The sequence below is a fragment of the Microbispora sp. ZYX-F-249 genome (assembly GCF_039649665.1).
GTDB lineage: Bacteria > Actinomycetota > Actinomycetes > Streptosporangiales > Streptosporangiaceae > Microbispora > Microbispora maris.
The window spans coordinates 116,056-128,105 of sequence record NZ_JBDJAW010000018.1 but is presented as its reverse complement, the minus strand read 5'-3'; the positions used below and the strand labels follow the sequence as shown (position 1 = coordinate 128,105).

Below are 12,050 nucleotides of genomic sequence, written 5' to 3'. Positions count from 1 at the left end.
CGGAATTGAGGCGCACGGTCGCCGAGTACCTCGGCCGCCCGGCCCCGGCTTCACGCTCCGGACGTACACCACCTCATGCCGAACGCAGCCGACCGGGCGCGCAGGGCCGTGGACGCGTTCTTCATCCAAGAGCGAACCGGGCCGAGTGCCCTGGTTGTGCCCTCGGGAAGATCCATATGACGTTTATCCTGGTAGACGCAGGGTGCCCTTACTTCCACTGGAAGTAGACGAACAGGCGGCCGTGGTTCTTGGCGTCCTTGTCGATCCGGTGGTAGAGCGCCTTGATCTCCTTCTGCTCGAGGAAGCGCAGCACCTTCTTCTTGAGCTGGCCGGACCCCTTGCCCGGGATGATCTCCACCTGGGTCGCCTTCTTGCGTACGGCCTCCTGGATGATGCCGTGCAGCGCCTTGTCGATCTCGCTGCCCTTGTTGTAGATGTCGTGGAGGTCCAGCTTCAGCTTCACGCCAGCGAGTCTAAATCGCCGCTCGCCGTGGAGCGCGAGGCGTGGGGAACAGGGGCGCGGGGCGAGGCGGTGACCGCGCCCCACGCCGGCGCCCTCCTCAGCCGTTGATGTAGCCGACCAGGGCTTCCTTCTCGCTCTCCAGCTCCTGGATGGAGGTCTTGACGACGTCGCCGATGCTGACGATGCCGGCCAGTTTGCCGTCGCGGACCACCGGCACGTGCCTGATGCGGTGGTTGGTCATGGTGCGGCGCAGGTCCTCGACGTTGGCGTCCGGGCCGCAGGTGCGCACCTCCGCGGTCATGATCGACGAGACGGGCATGGCGAGCAGCGCGCCGCCGTGCTCGTTGAGCCGCCGCACGACGTCGCGTTCCGACACGATGCCCGCGATGGACAGGCCGTCCTCCGAGACCACGACCGCGCCGATGTTCAGCTCGGCCAGCCGGGCGAGAAGCTCGGACACCGTGGCGTGCGGAGGAACGGTCGCCACGCCTGTTCCCTTACTCTGCAAGATCGTCCCGATGAGCATCGGCACCGCCTCTCAGGGGCATCCGGGGGACATGTCCCCGTTTCCGCTCCCGCCGGCCGGCCGGAGCGGCCAATCCTGTTTCCCCAGGCAACAGCGGCCGTCCTACCTCGTCAAGGCCCCCACCCCTACGATGGCGAAATATCACCGCACCCTGGGGGCACTGCATGGCCGAGAAGCTCAACACCGGAAGCCACGACCTCCCGATCTCCGACGCGCTCGCGGAGTTCATGCGCGGCGGCTGGGCCGACGATCGCGTGGACGTGGCGCCGCTGCCGGTCGCGGCGTACGCGGCCAAGCGGCGGGCGCGGCTCGCCGAACGCCTGCCCGGCGAGCGGCTCGTCATCCCCTCGGGCACGCTGCGCGCCCGCAGCAACGACGACGACCACCGGTTCCGTACGCACAGCGCGTTCGCCTACCTGACCGGCGGCCAGCAGCCCGACGACGTCCTGGTGATCGAGCCGTCGGGCGCCGCGCGGCTGTTCCTGCGTCCCCGACCGTCCCGTGCCGAATCCCAGGAGTTCTACCGCGACCGGAGGTACGGCGAGTTCTGGGTGGGCCGCCGCTTCGACCTCGCGGAGGCCGAGTCGGCGTACCAGATCGAGTGCGCGCACATCGACACGCTGCCGGCGGCGCTGAGCGGACCGGCCCGCGTGCTGCGCGGGGTGGACGCCTCGGTCGACGCGCTCGTGCCGGCGGCGGGCGACGACCGCGACGCCGACCGTGACGCCGAACTGGCCGCGGTCCTGTCGGAGCTGCGGCTGGTCAAGGACGAGTGGGAGATCGCGGAGCTGCAGCAGGCGGTGGACGCGACCGCGCGCGGGTTCGAGGACGTCGTGCGCGCGCTGCCCGCGGCCCTCGCACATGCGCGCGGCGAGCGGTACGTCGAGGGCGTCTTCGGGATGCGCTCCCGGCTGGAGGGCAACGCGGTGGGCTACCAGTCCATCGTGGCCTCCGGGGCGCACGCGTGCGTGCTGCACTGGATCCGCAACGACGGGCGGCTCGACCCCGCCGAGATGCTGCTGCTGGACGCCGGGGTCGAGGGCGACAACCTCTACACGGCCGACGTCACCCGCACGCTGCCGCTGTCGGGACGGTTCAGCCCGGTCCAGCGGCAGGTGTACGACCTGGTCTACGAGGCGCAGACGGCCGCCATCGCCGTGCTGCGGCCGGGGGCGCGCTTCCGTGAGTTCCACGAGACCGCCATGCGGGTGATCTCCGACGGGCTGCGCGAGTGGGGGCTGCTGACCCGGGCGCAGGCCGACGCGGGCCTGCACCGGCGCTACACGCTGTGCAGCAGCGGCCACATGCTGGGCCTGGACGTGCACGACTGCGCCCGGGCGCGGGCGGAGAGCTACCTCGACGGCGTGCTGGAGGAGGGCCAGGTGCTGACGGTGGAGCCGGGGCTCTACCTCCAGCCCGACGACCTGACGCTGCCGCCGGAGCTGCGCGGGATCGGCGTGCGCATCGAGGACGACCTCGTCATCACGGCCGACGGCGCGCGGCTGATGTCGGCCGCGCTGCCCCGCCGCGCGGACGAGATCGAGTCGTGGATGGCCGCCCTGGCCGGGTGACCGTGCTCACGAGGTGCCGTCCGATCCGTGGCCTCCGACCCGGCTGCACATCCACACTCCGTCCAGGCCTCGCTCGGCCCCCGCCGGAAGGGCGGGGTCAGCAGTACCGGTACACGTGGTCTGCCTTGTTGTTGTGATCGGGCGCGAGATAAGCGATGGACTCATTCCACTGGTCCCAGAAAAGGGGGTCGTCGTCGGAATGCCCGTTGGCGGGATTTCCACCGTCGTCGTGGTTGATGTATCCGATCGCATTGGTGTCACCGTTGTCGACCGAGGATGTGCGGTCGCTCCAGCCGTAGGTGGCGAGGTCCTGCCACCAGCATGACGAGAGTTTGCCTCGCGGGTATCCGAAATTCGCGCCGTCGTAGAAGCAGAACCAGCCGGACGGGCAGTCGGCGGTGCCGGCGGCAACTTGCTGCGGAAGAGCGTAGGTCACGACGAACCGGCCGTTGTCGTACGAGACTTCGTTACGGCTCGTCTGTATGCCCCCTGGAGCGATCTTCAGCTGAAGTGCGACCTGCTCACGCAACTCCGCATCCGAGCGGGCCTGCCGGTGCAGCAGGGACGACTTCTCTTTCGAATCGGCCGCTGCCGGTGATGTGGTCGGATCCGAGGCAGAACGGGTTGCCGACGCCGGTGCCGCCGCCGTGAGGATGAGGCCGCCGGCGGCCAGTGACCCGGTGGCCAACAGTCGAATACGCTGCACTCGTTTGCCCATTTTCCCTGATTCTCCCGTTATGTTATGAATTGTTACAGGGCTCACTCTCTGGGCTTCTATTGAGTTTTCCAATAGCCATGTGGTGACATCGTCGTTGTGTGGCGCCTGAGCCGGCGACCGGTTGACAATCCGGATTTACGGCCTGCCGATACCACGTGACACCGACCCGGGCCGACATGTGGAACGTGCGGATGAATTGTCTTTTGGGCCCTGGCGCCGCATGAGGATCGACCATTACTGGCACTCGATTCATCGACTCTGCGCGTGCTCGTGCCGGCCGGCGCCGCCTTCGGCAGGCCCCAGTTCACTTGATCGTCACATCGCTTCCCTACAGTGGCCTTGTGCGCCCCCCACTGGCCGTGGCCGGCCACACCGACGACGTGCTGGACATGGTCGCCGGCACTCTGACCGAGGCCGAGCGCGAGCGCGCCGGCCGGTTCACCCGCAAGCGGGACCGCCTCGACTTCGTCGCCGCCCACCTGCTCGTACGGCACTGCGCGGCGGAGCTGCTCGGCACCCGCGCCTGCATGCTGACCGTGGTGCAGCGGTGCGAGGGCTGCGGCCAGGCCCACGGACGGCCCCGGCTGGCCGAGGCCCCCGAGGTGTCGATCAGCCTGGCGCACACCTCGGGCTACGTCTGCGCGGCCGCCGGGCTGGGACGGGTGGGCGTGGACGCCGAGCACGCCACGGACGGACCGGCCGACGAGAGGCTTGCGGCGCTCGCGCTCACTCCGGCGGAGGCCACGCTGGTCGGCGACGACAACCGCGGGCTGATCCGCCAGTGGGTGCGCAAGGAGGCGCTGGTCAAGCGGGGCGAGCTCACCCTCGACCGGCTGCGCGAGGCCGACCTGTCGGCCCTGCCGCTCGACGACGGGCCGTCGGCCGCGCTGGAGTGGCGGGGCCGCCACTTCGTCGAGTGGACGGCCGGCACGGTGATCGCCGCCGCGGTCACCGACGAGCCCGCCAAGCTACGTCTCCTTGGCGGCTGACCGGCCCGGGGTGGGGTCGAGGAAGACCTGCTTGATCTCCGGAAACCGCTCGGTGAGCCGGCGCTCCACCTGGTCGGAGGCGAGCTCGAGCCGCTCCCCGGACGTCTCGTCGAGGAAGTCGACCTTGGCGGCGACCATCACCTGGCCGGGGCCCATCATGACGGTGACCAGCTCGACGACGGCCTCGACCTCCGGCTGGGCGGCCAGCTCGCCGCGGATCTTCTCCTGCAGCCGCGGCGGCGCGGCCTGGCCGATCAGCAGCGAGGCGTTGGTCCTGATCAGGCTCAGCGCCACCCCGAGCAGCAGCAGCCCGATGACGATCGACGCGACGCCGTCCCACGCGGCCGAGCCGGTGAGCTGCGACAGCAGCAGGCCGAGGCCGGCGGTCGCGATGCCGATCAGCGCGGCGGAGTCCTCCAGCACGACGGCCTTGAGCACGGTGTCGGAGGTGCGCTGGAACAGCCGCCCGGGGCTCACCCGCCAGCGGCGGGCCTCGCCGCGCAGCTGGTGCATGGCCCGCCACAGGGAGACCGACTCGATCGCGAAGGACACCGCGAGCACGAGGTACGACACGCGGATGTCGCCCAGGCTCTCCCCCTCGGTGATCGTGTGCCAGCCGTGCGTCAGGGAGAACCCCGCCCCCACGACGAGCGTGAAGCAGGCCGCCACGATCGCCCAGAGGTAGGCGGCCCGCCCGTGGCCGAGGGGATGCCGGGCGTCGGCCGGCCGCTCGCCGTGCCGGATGGCGGCGAACAGCACGACCTCGGTCGCCGTGTCGGCCGCCGAGTGCGCGGCCTCCGACAGCATGGCCGAGGACGAACTGATCAGGCCGGCCACCAGCTTGGCCAGCGCGATGGCGAGGTTGGCCGCACCCGCGACCACGACGGTGCCGACGCTCTCGCCGTTCTCGCTGTCAGGCATGCCGCTCCGTCCGTTCAACTGATCTTATGCTGGTCGTCATGGACGCCCCCCAATGGCTCACCCCGCAGGAGCAGCGCGCCTGGCGGGCTCATCTGGCCGCCCACCGCCTGCTCTTCCTCCAGCTGGACCGGGAGTTGCAGGGCACCGGGCTGTCGCTGAACGACTACGAGATCCTCGTGAACCTCTCCGAGAGTCCCGGCCGCCGCATGCGCATGAGCGAGCTGGCCGACGCCACCATCCAGTCGCGCAGCCGGCTGTCCCACCAGATCTCCCGCATGGAGGCGGCCGGTCTGGTGACCCGGCAGGACTGCGAGGACGACCGGCGCGGCACGTACGCCGTGCTGACCGACCACGGCTGGGACACGATCCAGCGGGTGGCGCCGGACCACGTCGCGAGCGTCCGCCGGCACTTCATCGACCTGATGACGCCCGAACAGGTGTCCGCCCTGGAGCAGACCTACGCCCCGATCATCGAGCATCTCCAGGCGGTCCGCGGCGCCCGTTGAGAGGACGCCGCGGGCGGCGGGACGGCGCGGGTTGAGCACCGGTCCCGCCTTCCCCCGGGCGGCAGCACCAAACCGATTCCCCGGTGGGCGCGTGTGGTCCCCGCCCGCTCGCTACGATCCGGCTGTGCGAACAATCCTCGGGCTCGTCGTGGCCGGCCTGCTGCTCGTGACCGCCTGCAGCGCGAAGAGCGAGACGGCCCTGCCGGACGGTCCCGCGCTGCTGAAGCGCTCGGCCGACGCCATGCGGACGGTCAAGACGGTCGCCTTCACGATCGAGACCAAGGACAAGCCTCCCGTACCGGTCCGGCACGCCGAGGGCAGCCTCACCAGGGAGGGCGACGCCAAGGGGACCCTGCAGATCGAGATGCTGGGGCTGCAGGAGATCGAGTTCGTGCTCGTCGGCGACAAGGTCTACTTCAAGGGACCCACCGGCGGCTTCCAGACGATGACCCGGCAGCAGCTCATGGCGCTCTACGACCCCTCCGCCGTGCTGACCGGCGTGCCCGACCTGCTGGCCACCGCCCAGGACGCCCGGTCGCAGGCGGAGGAGAAGGTCGGCGACGCCACCGCCTACCGGGTGACGGCCACGCTGACGCAGCAGGCGCTGGCCAAGCTGGTCCCCGGCGTCCAGCAGAACGTCACCGGCACGCTCTGGATCGACAAGGCCGCAAGCCGCCTGCTCAAGCTCGACCTGCCGCTCACCGGCGGCTCCGTGGCCGTGACCCTGGGCGACTACGACGCCCCCGTGACCGTCGCCCCGCCCGCGTCGTGACCGGCGCCGCCAACCCCTCCGCCGACCCCGCCGGCACCACCGGCGCCGGCGGCGCGACCGAGCCCGCCACGCGGCACCGGCGTCTCGCGCTCGGCGTCGGCGGGGCCGCCGTGCTGCTCGCCGCGCTCGACGCGTACGTCGTCGTCACCGTGCTCGTGGACGTGGCCGCCGACGTCGGCGTGCCGCTGAACCACCTGGAGCGGGCGACCCCGGTCGTGACCGGGTTCCTGCTCGGCTACGTCGCGGCGATGCCGCTGCTCGGCCGCCTGTCGGACCGGTACGGCAGGCGTGCGCTGATCCACGCCTGTCTGGCCGGGTTCGCCGCCGGCTCCCTCGTCACCGCTCTGGCGGCGGGCGTCCCCGCGCTGGTCGCGGGCCGTACTCTCCAGGGCGTCGCGGGCGGCGCGCTGCTGCCGATCACCATGGCCCTCATCGGCGACCTGTGGGACGAGCGCGCCCGGCCGGTGGCGCTCGGCGCGGTCGGCGCGGCGCAGGAGCTCGGCAGCGTGCTCGGCCCGTTGTACGGCGCCGGGCTGGCCGCGCTGGCCGGATGGCGCGGCATCTTCTGGGTCAACCTCCCGCTCGCGCTCCTGGCCGCCGTGGCGGTGCACGTGGCCGTCCCCGCCGGGCGCGAGCCGTACGGCCGGCGGCCCGGTGAGGCGAGCCCGGGCAAGGCGGGCGCCGGGAGGGCGGGCGCCGGGAAGGTGGACGCGGGCGGCGGCGCCCTGCTGGCGCTGGCGCTCGGCCTGCTGGTCGCCGGGCTCTACAACCCCTCCCCCGACACGGCCGTGCTGCCGCCGTGGGGACTGCCGTGCGTGGCCGCCGGGGCGGTCACGCTGGTGCTGTTCGTGCTGTGGGAGATCCGCTCGCCGGTCCGCCTGCTCGACCTGACGGGCGTGCGCCGGCGGCCGCTGCTCGCCACGCTGGCGGTGAGCCTGCTGGCCGGGGCGGCGCTGCTGGTCACGCTGGTCGACGTGCAGCTCGCCGCGCAGACGCTGCTCGGCAGGGACGCGGTGGGCGGCGCCCTGGTGCTCACGCGGTTCCTCGCCGCGCTGGCGGTCGCGGCCTTCCTCGGCGGGATCCTGGTGCGGCGGTTCGGCGAGCGCCCGGTGGCCGTGGCGGGGATGGCGGTGGCCGCCGCCGGCTACTGGATGATCTCCCGGTGGCCGCTCGACCTGGCCGCGGCGGGGGTGCGGATGGACGCCGACCTCGTGGTGGCCGGTCTCGGCCTCGGGGTGGTGATCGCCCCGGTCTCCTCGGCGGTGCTGCGCCTGGTGCCGGCGGCGCAGCACGGTGTGGCGTCGGCGGCGGTCGTGGTGGCCAGGATGATGGGCATGCTGCTGGGCGTGGCCGCGCTGTCGGCCTGGGGCTTCCACCGGTTCCAGTCGCTCACCTCGCACCTGGACACGCCGCTGCCGTTCGGGGTGGACGCGGCCGAGTACGCCCGCCGGCTCGCGGACTACACGGCGAAGGTCCAGGCGGCGCTGCACGCGGAGTACACGGAGATCTTCCTGATCACCTGCGGGCTGTGCGTGCTCGGCGCCGCCGCGTCCCTCGCCCTGCCCGGCCGCCGCGCCTGATCCGCCGCCTGATCCCACGCCTGATCCGCCGCCCGGTCCCCGCGTCGGCGGCCGGTCAGGCGCCGAACCAGCCGGGCACGTCGAGGCGGAAGACGTCGGGCGGCGTGACCTTCCGCAGGTCGGTCTCCAGTTCCCTGAGCCGCTCGGCGCCGATGACGGCGGCCCAGCGCGCCCGCAGCTCGTCGAAGATCCGGGCGGAGCGCACCAGAACGTCCACCCCCGACGGCGTGAGCCGTACGATCTTGCGGCGCGTGTCGCGGGGGTCGCGGGCGCGCTCCACGTAGCCGAGGCGTTCGAGCGTCTCGATGGTCTTGCCCGCCGCCTGCTTGCTGACGCCCAGCGTGCGGCCCAGTTCCGCCGCGGTCGTTCCTTCGGTGCCGATCGCCTGCATGACGAACCCGTGCATGGGCCGCGCGTGCGGATGCCCCTGACGGGCGAGCTCGGCGTGCAGTTCGTCGATCAGGACGCGGAAGCCCAGGAAGAGCCGCAGGGGCAGCTCGAAGCCGGGCGGGTCGTTTGACACAGATAGACAACCAGGTTCACTATTAACGACAACAACATTGTCTATCTTAGGAGACGCCGGCGATGCCTGTCATCCGTCATGCGCAATGCCGCAGGTCCGAGACCCCCGCCGGGGTCATGACCACCCTCGCCTCCCCCACCCTCGGCGATGCGACCCGAGCCGTGTGGCGCGTCGAGGCGACCCCCGCGACGAGCGGGCCGCTGCACGACTTCGACGCCGAGCAGGTGTGGACGTTCCTCTCCGGCGCCGCCACGGTCGAACTCGGCGGCGACACGTTCGCGGTCGCGCCCGGCGACACCGTGGTCATGCCGCCCTCGACCCCGCGGCGCGTCACCGCGGGCGCCGATGGGGGCTTCACCGCCGTCGTCACGGCCCCCGCCGGGGCGAAGGCCGTCCTGCCCGACGGCACCGTGCACGGCGTGCCGCCGTGGATCGCCTGAACCCGGCCCCTCCTCCCCTCTCCCCGCCCGGCCTTCCCACAAGGAGTCACCCATGTCTCTCATCCGTTCCGCCGACAGCCGCGTCAGCACCACGCCCAACGGCGTCATGACCACCCTCGCCTCGCCCACCCAGGGAGGCGCCGCTCAGGCCGTATGGCGGGTGGACATGCCGGCCGGGAACAGCGGCCCCTACCACGCCTGCGACGGCGAGCAGGTGTGGACCCTCCTCATCGGCGCCGCGACCGTGGAGCTCGACGGCGAGACCCTCGGCGTCCAGGCCGGCGACACCGTCGTCATGCCCGCCGACGTGGGCCGTCAGGTGCACGCCGGTGCCGAGTCGGGCTTCAGCGCGATCGTGGTCGCGCCGGCCGGATGCGAGGTCTACAACCCCGGGGGCGTCTCCGCCCCGGACGCGTGCGATCTCGCTCCCCGGGGAAGCGACCGGCTCGTGCCGCCCTGGGTTCGCTGACGAGTCCTCACCCTGGGACGCACGCGCTTGCCCGGGCGGCGAACTTCCCGGTGGACAGGGGCGGATGTCCCGGGTGCCCGGGACACCGCACGGTCCACCATTGCGGGCGTACCGTTCCGGCTCTCGCCGCCGCCCCGCAGAACCCCCGGGGCTCGTCCCTTCCGACTGAGGAGGCCCCACATGCGCAAGGTGTTCTTCGGGTTCGCCGTTCTGCAGCTCGTCGCCGTGCTCGCCCAGTTCTACCTCTCGACGTTCGGCGCGTTCGAGACGCCGCACCCGGCGCCGGGCGACCCGAACGCCGCCATCGGCTACCACGCCATGAACGGCACGATGATCATGCCGCTCCTGTCGTTGCTGACGACGGTCGTGGCCCTGCTCGCCCGCGCGGGCGGCAAGCTGGTGGGCCTGTCGATCCTGCCGTTCGTGCTGGTCGCGGTGCAGCTGTTCGTCATCTTCTCGCTGGCGGAGATCGCGGGGTGGACCGAGAACTCGACCACGACCGGCAGCCTCGTGGTCCTCGGCTTCCACGCCCTCGACGGCGTGGCCATCCTCGCCGTCGCCGTCATCCTGGTCCAGCGGGCCCGCGCCCTGATGAAGGGCACGGCCGCGGCCCCGGCCGCGGAACGCGTCGCGGCGTGACCACCGCACGGCTGATCGCTCTCGATCAGATCCTGTTCGTCCTGGTCGCGGCCGCCTGGGCCGCGACCGCCGGGGTCGCCCTGACCGGTCTGCGGCAGCCCGCCGCGGACGGGCGGCGGACCCGCCTGATCGCCGCGGCGCTGTGCGCCGCGGCGATCGTCGTGACCGCGCTCCGGGTCGCCGGCACGCTCGGCCTGGCCCGGGCCGGCTGGTGGTTCGTGGCGGAGAAGGTCACCCTGGCCCTGCCGCTGGTCGTCCTTCCCGCGCTCGCCTCGGCCGTCGTCAGCCTGCCCCGGCTGCTGCGCGCGCCGTCCGGCGGCGCCCCCGTCCCCTCCCCCCGGCTCGTCGCGTTCCCCCTGCTGCTCACCGCGTACGGCGCGGTGGCGGGGGTCGCCTGCGCGGTGGTCGTCTCCTCCCCGGTCACGGCCGGCGGGGCGGCGGCGGTGCTCGCGCTGTTCGCCGCGGCGGCCGTCGTGTCGTGGCGGCTGCTCGGCCCGGTCCGCGCGCCGCACTACCGCTGGCAGACCGCGGGGACCGGCGTGCTCGCCCTCGCCGTCGCCCTTGCCGTGGGAGGCGGCCGGCCGGGCGGCACCCCTCACTCCGGTCACGACGGCGGCGCGGCCGCCCCGGGCCTGTCGGTCGACCTGCTGCGCGGCCCGGCGGCCTCGGCGGCGGGCGGGCCGGCCGGGGCGAGGCCGCGGGTCCGCCGGTTCACGCTCACCGCACGGCCCGCCGTCGTACGGCTCGCGTCCGGCACGGTGGACGCGTGGTCGTTCGACGGCCAGGTGCCCGGGCCGGTGCTGCGGGTGCGGCAGGGCGACCTGGTGGAGGTCGTCCTGCGCAACCGGCTACCCGGCCAGGCCGTGACCGTCCACTGGCACGGGTACGACGTGCCGTCCGGCGAAGACGGGGTGCCGGGCGTCACCCAGGACGCGGTGGCCCCCGGGCAGGCCCACGTCTACCGCTTCCGCGCCGAGGACGCCGGGACGTACTGGTACCACAGCCACCAGGACTCCAGCGTCGCCGTGCCACGCGGGCTGTTCGGCCTGCTGGTCGTCGACCCCGCCGTCCCGCTCCCGGAGAGCGAGGACCACCTCCTCGCGCTGCACACGTTCGGCACGCGGCCCACGCTGTCGGTCGACGGCGCCGCGCCGGTCGACGGGCTCGCCCGTCTCGCGCTGCCCCCCGGCGCCCGGGCGCGGCTGCGCGTGGTGAACACCGACACCCGGCCCGTGGTCCTCGGGCTGGCCGGGGCGCCGTACACAATCGCGGCGGTGGACGGCGGCGACGTGCCGGGGGCGACCGACCTGGACGGCGCCCGCCTGCACCTCGCCGCGGGCGGCCGCTACGACCTGACCTTCACGGTGCCGTCCGGCCCGGTGCTGCTGACGGCGGGGGACCGCCCCGCCCTGCTCGTCAACGGACCCTCGGCGCCCCCGGCGGCGGCGGGGCCGATCGTGGACATCACCCGGTACGGCGCGGCCACCGCCCCGCCGGCCCGGTTCGACCAGGAGATCACCTGGGTGCTGGACAAGACCCTCGCCATGGCCGGGGGCCTGCCGAAGCTCGCGCAGACGGTGAACGGCAAGGCCTGGCCGAACATCCCGGCGCCCGTCGTACGGCTGGGCCAGACCGTCAGGATCACGGTGGTGAACCGGGGCACCGACACCCACCCCATGCATCCGCACGGCCACCACGTGCGGATCCTGTCCCGCAACGGCGTGCCCGCGACCGGCCTGGCGATGGACACCTTCGACGTGGCTCCCGGCGAGGTCTGGGAGGTCGCCCTGACGGCCGACAACCCCGGCATGTGGATGTCCCACTGCCACGACCTGGCGCACGCCGCGCAGGGGATGGAATTCCACCTCGCCTACGAGGGGGTCGGCACGCCGTACGAGATGGGCGGCCGCAACCGCCCGGCCTGACGCGTACG

The 12,050-nt window shown here is 72.8% G+C and carries 14 protein-coding genes; 9 read left to right on the top strand and 5 right to left on the bottom strand.

Translation table 11 applies throughout. The features are described 5' to 3' along the window. Window positions 1-208 precede the first annotated feature (208 nt). Complete coding sequence (locus AAH991_RS22230) at window positions 209-463, bottom strand: Smr/MutS family protein (RefSeq protein WP_346227803.1); 255 nt, start codon at window positions 461-463, stop codon at window positions 209-211. Between the two features lie 97 nt (window positions 464-560). After that, window positions 561-989, bottom strand: coding sequence for a CBS domain-containing protein (locus AAH991_RS22225; protein ID WP_346227802.1), 429 nt, complete (start codon window positions 987-989; stop codon window positions 561-563). A 164-nt stretch (window positions 990-1,153) separates the two neighbouring features. Between AAH991_RS22225 and AAH991_RS22220 the strand changes: the two genes are divergently transcribed. After that, complete coding sequence (locus AAH991_RS22220; protein WP_346227801.1) at window positions 1,154-2,560, top strand: aminopeptidase P family protein; 1,407 nt, start codon at window positions 1,154-1,156, stop codon at window positions 2,558-2,560. A gap of 97 nt (window positions 2,561-2,657) precedes the next feature. On the opposite strand, the gene AAH991_RS22215 is transcribed toward AAH991_RS22220, so the two are convergent. After that, entirely contained in the window at window positions 2,658-3,278 is a 621-nt protein-coding gene (locus tag AAH991_RS22215) for a peptidase inhibitor family I36 protein (protein WP_346227800.1), read from the bottom strand. Window positions 3,279-3,619: 341 nt separating this feature from the next. On the opposite strand from AAH991_RS22215, the gene AAH991_RS22210 reads away from it, so the two are divergent. Further along, on the top strand, window positions 3,620-4,267 hold the full coding sequence (locus tag AAH991_RS22210) for a 4'-phosphopantetheinyl transferase family protein (RefSeq protein ID WP_346227799.1): 648 nt from the start codon (window positions 3,620-3,622) through the stop codon (window positions 4,265-4,267). Here the strand turns inward: AAH991_RS22210 and AAH991_RS22205 are convergent. Beyond that, a complete protein-coding gene (locus tag AAH991_RS22205; protein ID WP_346227798.1) occupies window positions 4,247-5,188 on the bottom strand; it encodes a cation diffusion facilitator family transporter in 942 nt (313 codons plus the stop codon). The two genes, AAH991_RS22210 and AAH991_RS22205, sit on opposite strands and share 21 nt — an antisense overlap. Window positions 5,189-5,226: 38 nt before the next feature. Here AAH991_RS22205 and AAH991_RS22200 point away from each other — a divergent pair, with 38 nt between their 5' ends. From AAH991_RS22200 to AAH991_RS22190, 3 genes are all read left to right on the top strand, one after another. Then, window positions 5,227-5,694, top strand: a complete 468-nt coding sequence (locus tag AAH991_RS22200) for a MarR family winged helix-turn-helix transcriptional regulator (protein WP_346227797.1) — start codon at window positions 5,227-5,229, stop codon at window positions 5,692-5,694. A 124-nt stretch (window positions 5,695-5,818) separates the two neighbouring features. Then, entirely contained in the window at window positions 5,819-6,466 is a 648-nt protein-coding gene (locus AAH991_RS22195) for an LppX_LprAFG lipoprotein (protein ID WP_346227796.1), read from the top strand. Further along, entirely contained in the window at window positions 6,463-8,046 is a 1,584-nt protein-coding gene (locus AAH991_RS22190; protein WP_346227795.1) for an MFS transporter, read from the top strand. Before AAH991_RS22195 ends, AAH991_RS22190 begins: the two co-directional genes overlap by 4 nt. A 55-nt stretch (window positions 8,047-8,101) precedes the next feature. Here the strand turns inward: AAH991_RS22190 and AAH991_RS22185 are convergent, their stop codons facing one another. Further along, window positions 8,102-8,569, bottom strand: a complete 468-nt coding sequence (locus AAH991_RS22185) for a MarR family winged helix-turn-helix transcriptional regulator (RefSeq protein WP_346227794.1) — start codon at window positions 8,567-8,569, stop codon at window positions 8,102-8,104. A 62-nt stretch (window positions 8,570-8,631) separates the two neighbouring features. Between AAH991_RS22185 and AAH991_RS22180 the strand changes: the two genes are divergently transcribed. From AAH991_RS22180 to AAH991_RS22165, 4 genes are all read left to right on the top strand, one after another. Further along, a complete protein-coding gene (locus AAH991_RS22180) occupies window positions 8,632-9,009 on the top strand; it encodes a cupin domain-containing protein (protein WP_346227793.1) in 378 nt (125 codons plus the stop codon). 52 nt (window positions 9,010-9,061) lie between these two features. Next, window positions 9,062-9,478, top strand: a complete 417-nt coding sequence (locus AAH991_RS22175; protein ID WP_346227792.1) for a cupin domain-containing protein — start codon at window positions 9,062-9,064, stop codon at window positions 9,476-9,478. Window positions 9,479-9,658: 180 nt separating this feature from the next. Then, on the top strand, window positions 9,659-10,117 hold the full coding sequence (locus tag AAH991_RS22170) for a DUF6220 domain-containing protein (RefSeq protein WP_346227791.1): 459 nt from the start codon (window positions 9,659-9,661) through the stop codon (window positions 10,115-10,117). Next, window positions 10,114-12,042: a multicopper oxidase family protein gene (locus AAH991_RS22165; RefSeq protein WP_346227790.1), complete on the top strand. Its 1,929-nt coding sequence runs from the start codon at window positions 10,114-10,116 to the stop codon at window positions 12,040-12,042. Before AAH991_RS22170 ends, AAH991_RS22165 begins: the two co-directional genes overlap by 4 nt. The last annotated feature ends 8 nt before the right edge of the window (window positions 12,043-12,050 follow it).